The organism is Limnohabitans sp. Jir61, from assembly GCF_003063545.1.
Lineage (GTDB): Bacteria > Pseudomonadota > Gammaproteobacteria > Burkholderiales > Burkholderiaceae_C > Limnohabitans.
In genome coordinates, this window is the sequence record NZ_NESD01000001.1 from 1,286,699 (window position 1) to 1,303,858 (window position 17,160).

Genomic DNA, 17,160 nt, shown 5'->3' on the forward strand with positions numbered 1-17,160 from the left:
ATTAGCGCTCAACCCCAACGGCCACCTTGTAGCCATGTTGCTTGAGCAATGCGTGTTGCTTGGCTTTGCTAAGGTCGTGCGCCACCATCTCTTGCACCATCTCGTCTAGGGTGATTTCTGGTACCCAGCCTAGGTTGGCTTTGGCTTTGCTGGGGTCGCCCAGCAAGGTTTCGACCTCGGTGGGGCGGAAATAGCGTGGGTCAATCTTGACCACCACTTGGCCCACCTTCAGTGCGGGGGCGTTGTCGCCGGTGATGCTGGCCACCTTGGCCACTTCGTTCACGCCCTCGCCTTCAAAGGCCAAGGTCACGCCCAGTTGATGAGCGGTTTTGCTGATGAACTCGCGCACAGAGTACTGAACGCCTGTGGCAATGACGTAGTCTTGCGGTTTGTCTTGTTGCAGCATCATCCACTGCATGCGCACGTAGTCTTTGGCATGGCCCCAGTCGCGCAGGGCATCCATATTGCCCATGTACAGGCAGTCTTCCAAGCCTTGGGCAATATTGGCCATGCCACGGGTGATTTTGCGGGTGACGAAGGTTTCGCCACGGCGTGGGCTTTCGTGGTTAAACAAAATACCGTTGCAGGCGTAAATGCCATATGCCTCGCGGTAGTTGACCGTAATCCAATACGCATACATCTTGGCCACGGCATACGGGCTGCGTGGGTAGAAAGGCGTGGTTTCTCTTTGCGGTATTTCTTGCACTAAACCGTATAGCTCGGATGTGGAGGCTTGGTAGAAACGGGTTTTCTTTTCTAGCCCCAGCATGCGAACGGCCTCTAGCAGGCGCAGTGTGCCCATGCCGTCTACATCGGCTGTGTATTCGGGTGACTCGAAAGACACAGCCACATGGCTTTGGGCGCCTAGGTTGTAGATTTCGTCTGGCTGCACCTCTTGAATGATGCGCGTGAGGTTGCTGGTGTCTGACAAATCACCATAGTGCAAATGCAAGTTTTTGTTGTTTGCATGCGGATCTTGGTAGATATGGTCAATACGGTCTGTATTGAACAGCGATGCACGGCGTTTGATGCCGTGAACTTCATACCCCCTCTCTAAAAGAAATTCTGCAAGGTATGATCCATCTTGACCGGTAATACCTGTGATGAGCGCAATTTTGTGTTTTGTTGACATTGAGAAGTTACTTTCTTAAAAATTAAGTTAATTACTGAAATTAAAATACAATTTTCGAACTAAGAAAAGTCATTAAAAACAATTATTCAAACCCTTAAAAATTCGATATAAATAAAAAATTTAAAAACCAATATTCGCATTAATAAACACATCCACAAACATACTGATAAAAATATCAATTAACTTAATATTAGAATTTAGCAGGCAACCAATTAAAATTGGCATCATAACCAAAACAGTTTTTGGCAATATTTACAGCATAAACACTAAATGTACTAGGCGGCCCATATATCTCATTCATTAACATCATTCTCACAAAATCAATATAATAATCCTCGCAACTAACAAATGCACCTAATTGTTTAATTTTAGAATGAAACTCGTTGTTGATTTCATTCGTAAAAATGAAAACAGCACAATCTCTGTCGACATTTTTCTTGACCATTGCAATCCAGAATTCATCATCATAAAAATATTTACCACCTTGCCACTCAATATAATCGCCTCGCCTTATGTGTAAGCCAATTTTTCTCTTACCAAAACTTAATGAATTTATAAATTGAGCTTGCGTGTTTAATAGATCAATTTTCGGAGCTATATTTGAATAACAAACTTCTGAAAATTGGGGTAAATAAGTTAAATTATAAGGCTCATGAAATATCGTCAATTCATTATCATTGATTAATTTCATAACTTCATAATCGTTAATATCGACCCTCCCAGAAATATAAAGGAAATTAAACTTTTCAGAAAAAGTAATGATATTATCCCAGCTATAAGGCTGTAGATTATTTTCAATCTCATAATCATGTTCAACAAGCCTTGAAATATGACTAATATCCTTGGCGCTCAACTGCCTATTAGTTAGAGCACGATAAATATCATCAGCATTATTTTTTTGCATCCAATAAGATGTTTCTTCCAAATAATTGCCAAAGTTCTCTATACCCCACGGAAAACAGCAAGATTGATTAGAAGAGTCAAGAAAATTTTGAACTTTTGACATCCACACTAGTGAATTACCAAGTCTTGAATGATCAGTGGGACGTTGCGAAAAAATGATCATAATTAAAAGTGAAGTGATTAGATAATTGAAATTGATATAAAATTTTTTGCACGCGTAGCTTATTACGCCAATAATTTTAATGTACTTTTGGAAGATTAACTAGCTTGTGCAATATTATATGGCCGCATAAAAACAATTTAATTTAGTAATTTTACAATACCAATTATTTACTTAAAACAGAATAATTTTATCTGCAAAGCTGACCAACTCAGTCCGTAAGAAACCTTTCTGATATTATTAATTATAAAATTTCTATCATGATTTTTTATTATAAAAAACACCTTATCAATTGCCTCAAAAAGACTCTCAACTGATTTGTTATCATACAAGCAACCAGTAATCCCATCATCAATGTAGGCAGGAATTGTACCTAACGCAGGTGCGAGCACTAATGCATCATTTGAAACGGCGTGAAACAGAGATCCTGAAGTAGATATATCTTTATAAGACAAAAAAACAAATAACGAATTTTGAACAAGCAAATTATATTGTTCATCATTAAGTCTAATAGGTGAGATTCTGACATTTCTTTTATAGAAGAAACTCTTATCTTTTTCACTCAACTCAGGATGAAACTGCCCTGCCATAACTATAGGCAAATCATTATTTTTTTTTGAAATTTCATTGATAAAAAGTTTTATGATCTCCATATCCTTATACTTTCGAATTTGGCCTGGGACTACAATATATGAGTCTCTGACATCCAAACCAAAATTTAATAATAGATTATTTATATTTTGTGCGCCCGAAGTCGATGAATATGGGCCATGCTCGGCGATAACGAGGCTTCCCCATGGCAAAGTACCATAAAATGCCAACATCTGAGATGACACAATCGAATGATGCACATGTACTTTTGCACAAACCTGAAATAGAAATAAGGTTAAATCTTTTTCCAAATCTATATTAGTAGACTCATGCGATCCTATGTTATGAACAGTAAATATGACTTTCTTTCCTGCACTGATCAAATTCTTTATATGTGTCTTTAGTTTTTCTACTATCAAGACAACCTCTTCATGAGGTCTTCTCATGATATCGTTTAGCCACTGGATATGTAATATATCAAACTTCTTAAAGTTTAACTCTAAAGACAAATACGCATCCAATTTTTCAAATGTCTGAAACCCTACAGCCTCAATTGACTGATACATCATTTGCTGATACGGATTACCAGATGTGTAATCAGGGTAAAATACCACCTTAGGCTTTGGCCCCTTAAATTCAGAATGCTGAATTTGATTCTCATTAAATTTTCGATAAGCTGAAAATCTTTCATACTCATATTTAATTAAATCATTTGATAGCTGATTTGAATGTAATCGAAATTCTTTGACTCTGAAGTCAACCCAAGTTGGTGGAACTAAGCGAGACAACTTTACAAACAACTCATAATCGCCAGCTAACTTTAGAATTGGATTCAGCCCCCCCGCTTTCTTGAATAGATCATAGCCAATAGCGACTGATTCAGCTCTCAGCCAAGCCCCCCCCCGAAAATTAAAATCCCCAGATGACAATCTTTCTAAGTCAATCTTGGAATGTGGCGTATCGGTTATTACTTCTCCGGTTTCATTTATATCCAAGGCTCTACCGATAAACCATTTATTTCTTACCTCATCTGGTTGATTAGAAATATTGAGCACAAAATCATTGGCTAATTTATCATCTGAATTCAGCCAAAAAACAAGATCGTAATCAAAATTGGCCCCATGCTGAGATCCATCACCTATTGCAACGCCCTGATTAATCGCGTCATACATTCCAGAATCAGCCGATCTTTCGACAACAAAATTTATTTTCTTTGCAGAAATTATCTCTATATATCGTGTTAGAAAACTTCTGATCACACCAATCGTGTTATCACTTGAACCACCGTCTTTTACAACATGTGTAATCTGGGAAAAATCTAAAGACTGATCAAGAACACTTTTTAAACATTCGCAAATATACTTCTCAGAGTTAAATGTAGGCGTAACGATTAATATTCTCATACCAACCTCAACTGTCTTCCAGCAAATGCAGCATGAGGTTCTTTAAAGATCTTCGAGCTATTAATAATCTCTACATTTTCGCCTTGTAACCTTGGGGTGAAAGTGCTAAGCATTGAATAAAGATCCTCAATCATTGACACACGGAAGTTTTCATCATGCATAATTTTATAAATTAATGTCTCTTTAAAGACAAAAACTCTTTCAGCGCTTTCGAGCGAGTAGACAGCATCCATAACTACCCCAGATGTTTTGTTTTTATAGTGACTGACGTCATTTGGAATAATAAAATAATCAAACTTAGACAGAAAATCAAACCATTCATCGCTACTTATACGATCCCTCAAGATTATTAATCTCGGATTCTCCACGGAGAAATCTTCTATCCATTTTACATCTGACACTACTTGCGGATAATCTTTGGGAAATCTAATCTCATTTATGTGACAGTAAAAATTAACATTTTTCGGAGCGCTATTAATTAGTTTTGAAATATTATTTTTTATCCAAGAAAGTCCCTTTCCTGGTCTAGGATCACCCGCATGTAACAATGCATTAACACCATCGACTAAACGCGACTTAGGTTTACTAGTCTTCACTGCAAGAGAATTATTGCTCAGCATCACATGAGGATGAATATCAATTTCTATTTGATGGTTGTTTTTCTTGACAAACATCTGTGCATACGTCGATCTAAATTGTGCATTGGATGTTGCAATACTCAAAAACTTTCCATGCTCTTTTAATTTATTTGATATTTTCTCAATTGCTTGAACATATAAATAATCAAGCAAGTTGTTATCTTTTTCATTAGGATTTACTGACTCATAACCGAAAGGCAGAAACATTAACTCCAAATAAACGCCATCAATTTTATTGAATATCTCACCGATGATAAAACTTAACCCCATCAACAGTGGCAGTGTACATGTGTGAATGTAAACCACGCCTGCCTTATTAACTTTATCTATCCCCAATGAAATATCGCGTGCGAATCTAATCGCCTGCTGGTTAATTTTTGAGATATCAGAATATTTAAAATCATAGACTGAATATGAAAAACATGGATATGTCTCATACGACATATCGGCACTGACCTTTAACTTCTCATTTGCCAACACAAATATTTCTGCTCGATCTTTAAAACAATCAAACATATCAGAATTTATTTGATGATGATGAGAACCCGAATCTTTCAAACCAGGGTCTAACACGATCAACACTTTATCTTTTTTAAGATCAAAAATACTAGTTTCTTTTTCACTATTTATAAAACCAGTTACCAAGAGTTTTATATCATGAATAAAATTCTCACGGCCGTATTTTTTATACAGCTCGGCTCCTGCGGCCTTCATTTCATGCAATAGCTTCTCATTGTTGGCTAGTGACGGAAGCATTTTTATGCATTCATCTACGCCAGATTGTGTTTCCGTAAAGAAAAGTGCGGCATTCTGCCACTCCGAAAAATTTCCGGGTAAGCATATGTTGTCTTTAAAGATTACAGGTATGGACCCATAAGCAAAACTCTCCCACAGTCTTATAGAGTTTGGGCCAGAACCTGATGGACAAAGAGAAAATATTGATCGATTCAACAAGGCTCTATATTCAATTTCGCGAGACTCCAAGTCTTTCACTATCTGTACGTCAATATTTTTTCCATCAATTTGAGACTTATAAACGTGAGCGTTATAGTGCCACTCTTTCCTCTCAACAATTACTCGTTTAACTGAATCATCAACACTATCAAATATTCTACGTCTAACATCAGTTTGATAGTACTTGGGGTCGTAAGCACCAACAAAACTATACAAAATATCACGCTTGAGATTGACATCAAAATCATCTCCAGGAATGATTACTGGATAAAGAGGGAACGCGTGAATTTTTACGGTCGGATCAGTTGTATCACTGAATTTGGCATGCGCCCAGAAGATATCAGTCACTCCAACTTCTTTGAATATATTTAAATATCTATAGCAATATATGTGCTGGCATACGGTTATAACAGTATTTGATCTAGATGTTCTGTTTTTTATCGATCGATACTCTTCAAGCAAAACGTCAGGCACTTCCTTTCCTGTTTGCAGAAAATCAATTAATGTTGCCCAAGGAAATGCAATGTATTCAAAATCTTGATGTTCTTTTGTTATTGCAATATTTTTTATATTTTCATAAGCATGCAACTCAGTTATAGCTGGCGACTGCCAATAATTTTTATTGGTAATTTCTACAAGATTAAGCATCAAGCCTCCCAAACGCATGCGTCATCTTCTTTGCAATGTAATTTGCATTAAAAATATCAGTATCAATACTAATTCGATCAAATATATTAGTGCAAATCTTTAGTTTGCTTGACGCATCGTTAATATTTACCTCCGCCCAAGCTGCTGCATCAGATACATCTATCCATTGATATGCAGTTCTGTCTAAATCAATTAATTTAAATTCAACAGGATGGGCCAATTCATTCTGCATAAAGTCAACATTACCCGAGTAATTGGTAGCCACGACAGGCTTACCCAGCAGCATAGCCTCAGCCAAAGTACGCCCAAACCCCTCTGCCCTGTGCAACGATACATAGGCATCGCAAGCGTTGATCAGGCCCAGCACTTCGGGGCGGTCTAGGGTTTCAGTAATCAGCTGTATGCGCTTGTCGGTTTGGCATTCTTTTAAGAATGCCTGCCATTCAGGGTTGTTTGGCTTGGTGTTCATGGTTTTCAGCACCAAGCCCACGGTGTTGTCGGTGGGTTTAAAGGCCTGTTTAAAGGCCTGCACGGCCGCCATGGGGTTTTTGCGGGCCACGGATGAGTTGAAGTCAAAGATGTACAAAAACAAGAACTTCTTCTCGGGCAGGCCATAGTGCTTGCGTGGGTAGGGCTTCATACGCTCTACGCTCACGGCCAATGGCACTAGCTTGACGGGCTTGTCTGTAGCCTGCTTGTACATTTCTTCTAAGAAGGTGCTGCTGGCCCACACCTCGTCTACCAGCTCAAAGGCATAGGGCTTCCATGCTTTGGGGAATACAGCCAGCTCCCACGGCCACCAGCCAATGTTGCGATAGCCTTCAAACACGGCTGCGCCTTTTTGCATAAATACGCGGCTGACGGTGTCAAACGCGGGCAGGCAAAACAGGTTTGTGTTGTAGGGGGGCAGCTCTGTGCCTTCGCTGACCTTGCCCTTGAGGTGCAGATCGGCTTGGCGGGCGTCGCCCGCATCCACATTCACCACATGGTAGGCAATGCCTGCGGCTTCGCAGCATTCCACGGCCATGCGCAGGTCTTCGCCAATGCCTAGCTCGCCATAGGCGAAGCCATAGATGTTCAGGCCAAAGGGTTTGTCAGCCGTGGTGCTTGGGGCTGCGGCTTGCTGTTTGGTATTTGGGGCCAGCCACGGCAGCTTAGCTGCGGTGGTTTTTTGGGTGGCCAGTGCGGCTGCGCCTTCGGGGCTTTGCACCCATGCTTTCCAGCGACCTGCCACCAAGGGGGCGATGCCCAGTGTGCCCACCACATTAAAGAACCAGCCCAAAAAGGCCAGCCTGCCCTGAGCGGTGTAGAGGCTGCGGGCTTGTTGGGTTTTGTCGTCCATCAAGCGCCACAGCAGGTACATCAGTAGCGTGGCGGCAGGCACTGAATTGGCAGCTGAAGCGTCGTCTTCACCCGCTTTGGCCAAAGTGTCGGGCACAGGCTGGTCTAGGGCGGCCACTAGGCTGCGGGGGACGTGCTGGGCCAGTTGGTGATCGGCCAGGCCGCGCACCACCACCCATGCAAAGAACAGCTCGTTTTGCAGCTTGCCGTCTTTGGCAAACTCTTTCACTGCGTCGGGGCGGTATTTGGCCAGCAGGCTGGCTAGCTTGGGCACATCTAGCTGCACTCCTGCAATGGTGGCTGTGCCTGCACTGGCAAACAAGGCGTTGCGCTGATCGGCATCTAGGCTGTCGGCCCAGCCCGGAAACTCTTGTCTGCCCTTGATGAGCCACCACTCAGCAAAGCCTGGGTCGTCTTTGCTAGCAAAGGTGTCGCGTAGGTCTTTGCGTAGCAGCCAAGCAAACTGCTTAGCTAGGTCTACGGTCAGCCGCGATCCAGTAAACATGGGCTTATTTCTTTTGAATCAAAAAGCTGTTGGACAGCATCTTGTCTTCGTCGCCCACCATGCCGTCTTCGCGTATTTCTAGGCAGCGGCAGTTGGCAGCCTCGATGATTTTGAACACATCGTGCTGCGGCAAAAAGTGCATTTCCAGAGTGCTGGGGGGCGTGCTGTGCAGGTAGCGCTCGGCCTCAAACATATAGCCGTTGCGGTAGGTGGGCAGCTGAATGTAGGCCACACCGCCCGAGCGCAAATGGCCCAGCAAGGTGCTGAGCATCCACGCCATCACAGGCGGTGGGTTGTGCTGCAGGGTGATGACCGAAAAGATGGCATCGACCTGCGGCAGCTGCTGCATTTGCTGCACGGTGTGCCAGTGCACCAGCTCGACGTTGCAAATGTTTTTGGCTTGCAGGTGTTGCTGGGCCAGGTCGATGTGCGGCTTAGAGATATCGCACGCAATGACCTTGCTAAATGCACCCGCCAAGTAGCCCGTGACGCGGCCTACGCCGCAGCCTACTTCTAGGCAAGTGTTGAGGTCTGCAGGGCTGACGCCACTGCGGCGCACGGCAGACAAAAACACTTGGCAGCTGTGGTTGCCCGATGTGTAGAACTGCTCGCGGTGCGCCTCAAACTCAGCTTGGTAATACTGCGGCTGGGTAACGACCGACCAAAAAGGCTCTGTCGTGCCTAAATGGTCCCACTCTTTGTGGATGCGCTCAAACATTTGGTCCAAAGCCTCGGCAGAGACTTCGGTTTCTACCGGAATTTTGGGCAGTGTGTAGGGGTGGCGATGGCGCACAGACTGTGGCAGCTTGAGCAGCTCGCCCATGCGCTGCTGAAACTCTGGCGACTTTAAAAACACATCGCGCAATGCATGACTGCTTTGCGTGTTTTGGCACAGGCTGTTGACCACGTCGTCATTCTCGGGGTCACGCCCCAGCATGAGGCGATAGGCTAGGACGGCTTCTTCTTTTGTAATCACGCTTTAGCTTTTCGCGGTGTTTTGGCGGCTGATTTAGCTGCTACTGGTTGGGCTGCTGTTTTAGCCGCGGCTGGCTTGGCAGCAGGCTTGGCCGCTTTTTTGGCTACAGGCTTGGCCGTGATGCTGATGACCTTGCCTGCTTTAGCACCCGTGCTGGTGAGCTTGGCCGGTGCTGGCAGCTTGGCTTGCTCTGCGGGCGCTGGTAAGGCTTTAGTAGCTTTGGTTTTACCTGTTGCCTCAATTTGAGCAGTCTCAGGGGCCGGCAGCTTGGCAGCGGCTTTGTTGACCTCTAGCACTTTGACTGCATCAGTCGCAAAGTCGATCCACGTAGCCCACGGGCGGTGAATGGCTGCCTTTTGTTTTTCTAAACGCTTCAGGGCGTCGGGCATGGCGTAGATGAGGCGCAAGAGCAAGGCTTTGTCTGCATCGGCCAGTTTGGCCCAGACGGCCACGTCCAACACGTTTTTATCCAGCGCAAAGCGCAGCTCTAGCTTGGCCCCGCTGTCATCTTGGCTTTCGGCATACCAGCTATCAAAGGGCTTGGTTTTGCCGTCAATGAGCGGAATTTCAAACTTAGGGTAATGAGAGAAGCCATCGTGCTGCACCAAGGCTGCGCCCAAGCGGATTTCAAACTTCTTCCACTGCGCAGCACCGAGGCTGAGGCCACGGAACTCTAGCCACAGGTGTTCGTAGTCGGGGTTGATCAGCTCGCGCTTTAGGCGCACTTCGTCGTAGCGCAGCAAGGCTGGCAGCTGCTTGAGCTGGGCCAAGAGGGTTTGAATGGACGGACGCCAAAAGCTCAGGTCAAACTGAGCGGGGAACTCAAAGCCCTTCCACTGCCCTGCTTCGAGCTGGTCCAAGATGCTGACAGCAGCTGTGAGCTGTTTGAACTCGGTCGTACCTAGGCCCAAGAAAGTAGCAACTTGGTCTTTGTTAGTGCCCAGTAGTTTGGGCACAAAGGCGTGTGGCTGGCCGTCTTTGACCAAGCCAATGCCGGGGTGGCCGTCATGCAGCACGGTGACAAAGCTGAACTCGCTCAGCGCCACGCCTGCTTGGGCAAAGTCTTTGACTTGCCAAGTGATGGATGGCACGTCTGACACGCCATCGACATCGATGATTTCAATCGCGCCAAAGTCTAGGTAGCTTGGCAGGCGTTTTTCTAAACGCTCCCAACGAGTTTTGTAGGCAAGGTAGAGTTTTTCGAACTCGCCTTTTTGTTCGTAGTACTCGACCAGTTCTTCTTGCGCTTGCATGAGCTGCAAGAGCAACAGCTCGTTTTCTTGCGCGCTGTCTTGGTACTTGGCTTCGGTTTGTTGGGCCAGTTTGGCTTGCTTGTCGCGCTCGGCTTTGAGGGCGGTTAGCTCTTTGGATTGAGTCTCAATTTTTACTTTGGCTTCAGCAAAGGCTGTGTTGGCCAAATCTCGTTCTTGTTTGAACTTTACTGAGAATTCTTTTGCTGTGGTTAGCTCTTTGTTTCTTGCCTCGAAGTCTTGGCTCTTTGTTTCAAGCTGAGCCTTTGTAGCGGAAAGAATTGCATCACTGTTTTGCTTAGCTTTGGCAGCGGCGGCTTGGGCGTATGAAAGCTCTTTGGTTTTGGCCTCCAGCTGAGCTTTTGCATCGGCTAATGCTTTGTTGGCTGTGACCAGTGCGGCTTGGGCGGCAGCTAGCTCTTTGGTTTTGGCGTCTAACTGAGCCTTTGCATCGGCCAATGCTTTGTTGGCGGCGGCCAGTGCAGCGTCGCCGTCTTGCTTGGCTTTTGCCGCGGCAGCTTGAGCTGCAGAAAGTTCTTTGGTTTTATTGTCTAGCTGTGCTTGGACTGACTCTTGCGCTTGGCTGCTGCTCTGGCCGTGTGCAGCGGCTTGGGCTTTGGCGTCGGCCAATGCTTTATTGGCTGCGGCTAGTTCATTGGCTTTGGCTTCTAGCTGCGCTTTAGCATCGACCTGCGCTTGCTTAGCTGTGGCCTCTATCTTTTGCTGCGAGGCTTGGGATGCTGAAAGCTGTTTTTCTAGCTCGGCAACCTTATGCTGAAGGTTTGCAATTTGAAGGTCAATCTTCTTCTGTTCAGCTTTACCAATGATCTTCAAAACAAAACCCTATCAACGCGCAAAGAGAAACTTGTCAGCCACCACCAATGTGTCACCCGATTCAGGGCTGACTTGATGTAACAAACTGAGGATGCTTTCAACTTGTGTGGTTAAGAAAGTGACGTAATCGCTTTTCACCTGAAACACGGTTTGCGTGGCGTTCAAGATGTCTACAGCGCTGCGCACACCGCCTTCGTAGCTTTTCTTGTTGGCCTCTAGGCTGAGTTCGGCAGCGGCAATGGCGTCTTTTTGAATCTTGAGGGCTTCAAGGCCTGTCTCAATTTGCTCACGCAGTTTTTCTACTTCAACACGAGTCTTTTCCTCGCTATCACGAGTTGCCTCTTTTGCCTTAAGGTAACTTGCCTCAACACCTTGGCGGGCATAAAAACTGCCAACTTGCAACGGGACGTTAACCAACACACCGGTGTAGCTAATGTCTTGACCAGTAGATCGACTGCGACTGTGCGTTGTGGATAAAACAGGCAGCATTGAGCCTGTAGCACGCTGTACCTCAAGCTCGGCAACGCGCTCTGTAAAGCGCGCAGCTAAAAGTGCAGGATTGTTCTGTAACGCTTGATCGAGGTACTGATCGACTGGCAAGAGTTTGATGTCTCGGTCTTTCGAGTCCAAAACAAACTCTTTGACGTTGGGACGTTCACCCGTGATTGCGGCGTATTGCTTAGCAGCGACATCCAACGCAGTTTTAAAGGTGAGTTGCTGAGACTTGGCTTGAGCCGACTTAACTTCAATATCGCGCAAATCAGTGACTGTGCCCTGCCCTAATTCGAGCTTTTTCTTGGCAGCCAGTGTCTGCTGATCAAGTGCAGCCATCTTGGCTGCGTTGAGCTTAAGGTTTTCATTGGCCAAGATAATGGCGTTGGAAGCCTTGAGCAACCTCATAGCCAAGTCTTGTTGCTTGACCAAGAAGGTGGCCTCTGCAAAGCCTTGACGGGGTTCAGCCATACGGAACGTTGCAAAGTTTCCTAGATCAATGATGGGCTGGCTGATTGTCAGGGTCTGGCGTGTAGACGTGTCAGTTTGCAAGCGTTGGTTGCTTAAGCTGCCTTGAGGCAAATAGGCCACACGAGCTTGAGTTGCACTGGCTTGATTTGCTTGGCGCTCAGCTATTGCTGTTTGAAAAGTTGGGTCATAGGTCTTGGCTTTTTGATAGTCGGTCATAAGGTCAACCGCATTCGCGGGACCCGCCCACGCTACCGCCGCAAGCGCGCCAAGGGCGGCTTGTTTAAAGAGTTTTTTCAACATGTGTGAAGGCTTTCTTGTTAATCAAACTGAGCTCTAATCTATCAGAATTTGATGATTAAATCGTGTTTTTGACAGATTTGATTAGAAAAATGTCAAGAACGAATTGATAGATAGTTTTGGATTTGTGATTACCCAAAACATTTGAATATGGAGGCGTCATGGCAAACGCCATAAGGCTTAGTAATCTTTGAAAGCGCGAGCGGTCTTGTCACGCAGTGGCTTGAGCAGATAACTCATGAAGGAACGCTCGCCGGCCTTAATGACAACGTCTACAGGCATACCAGGCTGCACCTTTAGCCCACCTAAGAGCTCCAACCCCTCTTTGGTCGTCTCAACCTGTCCGAGGTAGAACTCACCGTCTTTCTCATTGCCGCCTGGTTCTTTGTCCGCCCCCACCACCGTCACGATGCCAGGAATCACAGGGGTTGTGGCCTGGTTAAAGGCAGTAAAACGCATGTCGGTAGGCATACCGACACGTACCTTGTCGATGATGGTCGCAGGGATCTTGGCTTGGACGATGAGGGTCTCGTCTTTGGGGACTACCTCCATCAAGACCTGTCCTGCCGTAATCACACCACCCTCGGTAAACACCTTGAGACCAACAATGCTTCCCCCCACAGGGGCTCTCACCTCAGTCAAGTCTCGATCAAACTTGGCAGAGTCCAGACGAGACGACATCGCATCGCGGTTCTTTTGAATGTCTTGCAACTGGTTGTCAACGTCTTTAAGCAAGGCGCTACGAAGCTGACTGATTTGCAAACGAGCGCGTGCGATTTCAGCTTGCGTGGTGGCTATGTTGCTGTCGTTATCACTTTTCATGCGCTCAGCCAAGTTGGCTTGAGAGCTAGGCACGAAGCCGTCCTTGGCAAGCGAGCGAGTGTTGGCCATCTCTTCTGTCAAGGTTCTCTGCTGGACTTTTCGAGAGTTGAGTGTGGAGCTAAGACCACTGATTTGCTCGTTCAGGCTTGCAACTTGGCTGTTGTACTCCGCACGACGTGAGTTAAAGAGCTGCACCTGCAGCTTTTTGGCTTCTTCAACACGGGTGTCCTCGGGCTTGAAGTGCTTATCAAACTCGTCAGACCATGTGATGGTGTTGACGTTGTCACGTTCGGCCTTGAGGCGAGACTCACTTGCTAGTAGGTTGATGTACTGCAACTCAACGCCAGTCATTTCAGCCTCGCTCTTGAGCGGGTTGATACGAAGCAGAACCTGGCCCTCCTCAACCTGGGCACCCTCTTTAACCATAATCTCTTGCACCACACCGCCTGTGGGGTGCTGAACTGATTTACGGTTACCAAGAACTGATACGGTGCCCTGCGCAGTAACACCCGCATCGATAGGAGCAAAAAATGCCCAAAGTAAAAATACAGCAAAGAATCCCAAGAACCACTTGGCTGCTCCTCGTCGAATGTCTGACTCTTCAACCTCAACTGGCTTCAAACCATTGCGATTTCCACGGTCTTGAATTGTTTCTGGCTTATAGGGGTTCCAAGTATCGACCCATGCACTGAGTCGAGCATCAATCTCTTTGGCTTTTGCAATAGCTCTGCTGCTAAGAGAGGGCTGGATGGCCAAGGGTTGGCCATGTTCGTCAAGAACGAGCTCTGGTGTGAGGCGCGATCTGACAGCTTCGCCAACCACTTTGAGCTTGGCGACAACTTCATTTAGCTTGGTCATGCCGCGTCCTCAGTACGACCAACGACAGCCGCTGCTGCAACCGGTGGAGGCGTCTCAGGGGGAGAGTCCGCATCCGATGCGTTGTACTCGTCAGATGCACCATACGCTGCGATGGGCACGACTTGGAGCTTACGCACTGCCTCAAGCATATCTTTAGCTGTACCAAAGGCCACCTGACGACCTGATTTGAGCACCAGCATCATGTCAACAATACTAACAAGGCGGGGCCGATGAGTAGTGATGATGACGGTGCCGCCGTTATCTTTGAGGGCCTGCACAGCAGTTATCAATGCGTTCTCCCCAACCTCGTCGAGGTTAGAGTTTGGTTCGTCCATAACAACGTACTTTGGCATTCCGTAGATTGCACGTGCAATCGCAATGCGTTGACGCTGACCACCAGACAGAGCAAAGCCAGTCTCACCCAATGGCGTGTCATACCCTTTAGGAAAGGTGAGGATGCTGTCGTGCATGCCAATGAGCTTGGCGGCTTGCACTACTTTAGCAGGATCCACCTCACCTAAACGTGCAATGTTTTCCGCCACAGTACCATCGAAAAACTCAATCTCTTGTGGCACGTAGCCGACAAGCGGGCCGACTTCGTCGTGACTCCACTCTGAAATTTCGACGCCATCCAAACGCACGCTACCCTGAGCGGGCTTCCACACACCTAAGAGCATTTTGACGAGGGATGATTTACCAGCTGCGCTTGGCCCCACGACTGCCAAGACTTGGCCAGGGGTGAGTGCGAAACTGATCTCAGCCAGTACTGCCTTATCATGACCAGGAGGAACAGCAGCAGCAGTTTTAACTTCAAGCCGGCCTTGAGGTGCAGGCAGCTGCATGCTCTTGCCACGTTGTTGGTCTTCAGCCAATAGTTCATTCAAGCGCTCGTAAGCTTGACGGGCTGCAATGATGTCTTTCCAACTACCGATAAGTTTTTGAATTGGCGCAACGGATTTACTTATGAGCATGGAGGCAACCATGATCATGCCCCCGGTGATAAGTCCCTCCATGGCCAAAAATGTACCTAAACACATTTGCAAAGAAGGCATAGCTTTTTGCAAGAAACCAGACATGCCACCCATCAGGCCGGTAGCTTCGCTAGCATGAACTTGGTTACTTAAAAAGTGGCGGTGTTGGTCATACCAACGGTTACGTACAGCTCCCAACATCCCCAAGGCAAGCGTGGACTCGGCATGACGCAAGCTATTAGCGGCAACGCGTGAAGCCTCAGTGTTGGCATCAGCCGCCTCTTTGAGGATTGGACTCGTGACTTTGACAGTGAAATAAGAGACTGCAAGCATCAAAGCCGATGATGCAGCAGCAAAAATGGCTAGATAGGGGTGAAACAAGGCACCTATGAAGATGAATATGACTGCAAATGGCGCATCCATCAGAGCAATTGCAGGCGTGCCAGTGAAGAACTGTCGCAAAGCCAATAAATCAGACAACAACTGATGCACGTTCACATTTTTACGGCCCACATAACGGCGGAATGATGCATCGAACACGTCTGCGGCCAAGTCCCAATCGATACGCAATGACAAACGAACCATTAAACGTGTACGGATCCACTCAAGGGCAGACCAAAACACATAAAAAGCAATCACGATAAAAGTCAATGAGACGAGCGTGACACCACTTTTGCTAGACAAAACACGGTCCATAGTGTTCATCATGTACAGCAGTGGTGTGATGCTGAGCAAGTCGATGACGAAAGTCAAAGCAAACGCAAACCAGAACGCGTTGCGGCATTGCATCAGGATTTTGCGCACAGGCGCCTGTGCCGCAGCAATACCGGTTTTTTGAGGACTTAGAGCGTCAAGCATGCCCTATCTTACTTGACTACTTTGGTAGTCAGGTGATGTGGGTCAAAGATAGCCAGCAAATCAGTGTCAGACTCACCCAATGGTCTGACTTCTGTCAACTGCAGTGACTGAGCGGTAATGTTGTAAACAGTGTCGACCTTATCTGAGCCCAGCACGTCGAGTTCGGTAAAGCCCAACTTGCTGAGCTGACCAATCAATTCGTGAACGCCTTCAGCTCCCAGAGTGCTGAAAGATGTCTGATCGAGTACCAGGCCTGCCTCTTGAGATGGTGCAAACAAGGTCGTGTGATCGGCCTTATCCAAACCGAAGGAGCTGAACAAATCACCCAAGTCGGCAACGGTGTGAAGGTCTTCAGGTTGGATACCCAACTGAACATATAGCTTATCTTGGTGAGTCTCTGACACGACTGAATCAACACCCAAATCAGCCATAGCCTTAAGGCTGGTGTTAAGAACACGCGACGAAGCCTCGATAGCAATGTTTGAATCTGGCAATGCGTGCAGCATGCCTGACTCGTACAGGGCGGAAGACAAATCATCACTGACAGTAACGTGAGCGTTACTCTCGATAGTCACATTACCCAAACCTGAGTCATGCAGAGTTTGGATGAGGTCACCCCACGTAGAAGTAACAGTAAGGTTACTACCACTCAACAAGTCGACGCCATGATGAACAAAGCTATTGACTGAAGTCCAATTTTGATCTTGGTCAACCTTAAGCGTAAGATCTAACCCACTGTCTAACTTGCCAAACAAGTTAGCAAGGCCAACCTCATCATTTGACAAGTCACTGCTGAATACAGCTAAGTGATCAACCCCTGCTTCCACCAATGACTTAGAAATTTCAGAAATTTCATTAAATTGTGCTTGGTGCACATTTAACGTGACATCAAATGCACTGCTAAAGGTTGGGATGTGTGAGTCACCTAGATAAATAGACTCTGTACCAAAATCAATGTTTACATGCTCGCTACCAGAAACATGAACATCTCTCACTCCCAACTTTGTTAGATCTTTCAAACTATTGTTGAGATGCGTACCGGCTACTGTCGAATCC

At 46.3% G+C, this 17,160-nt stretch carries 11 protein-coding genes; all 11 read right to left on the minus strand.

Translation table 11 applies throughout. The annotated features are described in order from the left end of the window. Position 1 precedes the first annotated feature (1 nt). Positions 2 to 1,132 (minus strand): GDP-mannose 4,6-dehydratase, encoded by a 1,131-nt coding sequence (gene gmd, locus B9Z35_RS06155; RefSeq protein WP_108282727.1) that lies wholly within the window; start codon positions 1,130 to 1,132, stop codon positions 2 to 4. A 190-nt stretch (positions 1,133 to 1,322) separates the two neighbouring features. After that, positions 1,323 to 2,138: a hypothetical protein gene (locus B9Z35_RS06160; RefSeq protein WP_146178961.1), complete on the minus strand. Its 816-nt coding sequence runs from the start codon at positions 2,136 to 2,138 to the stop codon at positions 1,323 to 1,325. A gap of 227 nt (positions 2,139 to 2,365) precedes the next feature. Next, positions 2,366 to 4,189, minus strand: a complete 1,824-nt coding sequence (locus B9Z35_RS06165; protein WP_108282729.1) for a glycosyltransferase — start codon at positions 4,187 to 4,189, stop codon at positions 2,366 to 2,368. Beyond that, positions 4,186 to 6,447: an exostosin family protein gene (locus B9Z35_RS06170; protein ID WP_108282730.1), complete on the minus strand. Its 2,262-nt coding sequence runs from the start codon at positions 6,445 to 6,447 to the stop codon at positions 4,186 to 4,188. The genes B9Z35_RS06165 and B9Z35_RS06170 overlap by 4 nt, the downstream gene beginning before the upstream one ends. Further along, positions 6,422 to 8,275: a glycosyltransferase gene (locus B9Z35_RS06175; RefSeq protein WP_108282731.1), complete on the minus strand. Its 1,854-nt coding sequence runs from the start codon at positions 8,273 to 8,275 to the stop codon at positions 6,422 to 6,424. The genes B9Z35_RS06170 and B9Z35_RS06175 overlap by 26 nt, the downstream gene beginning before the upstream one ends. A 4-nt stretch (positions 8,276 to 8,279) precedes the next feature. Next, entirely contained in the window at positions 8,280 to 9,251 is a 972-nt protein-coding gene (locus B9Z35_RS06180) for a class I SAM-dependent methyltransferase (RefSeq protein WP_146178962.1), read from the minus strand. Continuing rightward, the gene (locus B9Z35_RS06185) at positions 9,248 to 11,335 is read right to left on the minus strand and encodes a hypothetical protein (protein WP_108282733.1); all 2,088 of its coding nucleotides are present in this window, start codon (positions 11,333 to 11,335) and stop codon (positions 9,248 to 9,250) included. The genes B9Z35_RS06180 and B9Z35_RS06185 overlap by 4 nt, the downstream gene beginning before the upstream one ends. A 12-nt stretch (positions 11,336 to 11,347) precedes the next feature. Then, positions 11,348 to 12,598 carry a TolC family protein gene (locus B9Z35_RS06190; RefSeq protein ID WP_108282734.1) on the minus strand — a complete coding sequence of 417 codons (1,251 nt, stop codon included), beginning with the start codon at positions 12,596 to 12,598 and terminating at the stop codon, positions 11,348 to 11,350. 177 nt (positions 12,599 to 12,775) lie between these two features. Then, the gene (locus B9Z35_RS06195) at positions 12,776 to 14,275 is read right to left on the minus strand and encodes an HlyD family type I secretion periplasmic adaptor subunit (protein ID WP_108282735.1); all 1,500 of its coding nucleotides are present in this window, start codon (positions 14,273 to 14,275) and stop codon (positions 12,776 to 12,778) included. Then, positions 14,272 to 16,104 carry a type I secretion system permease/ATPase gene (locus B9Z35_RS06200; RefSeq protein WP_108282736.1) on the minus strand — a complete coding sequence of 611 codons (1,833 nt, stop codon included), beginning with the start codon at positions 16,102 to 16,104 and terminating at the stop codon, positions 14,272 to 14,274. Before B9Z35_RS06200 ends, B9Z35_RS06195 begins: the two co-directional genes overlap by 4 nt. An 8-nt stretch (positions 16,105 to 16,112) precedes the next feature. After that, the coding region (locus B9Z35_RS12970) for a hypothetical protein (RefSeq protein WP_158268123.1) at positions 16,113 to 17,160 on the minus strand (1,048 nt) is incomplete at its 5' end.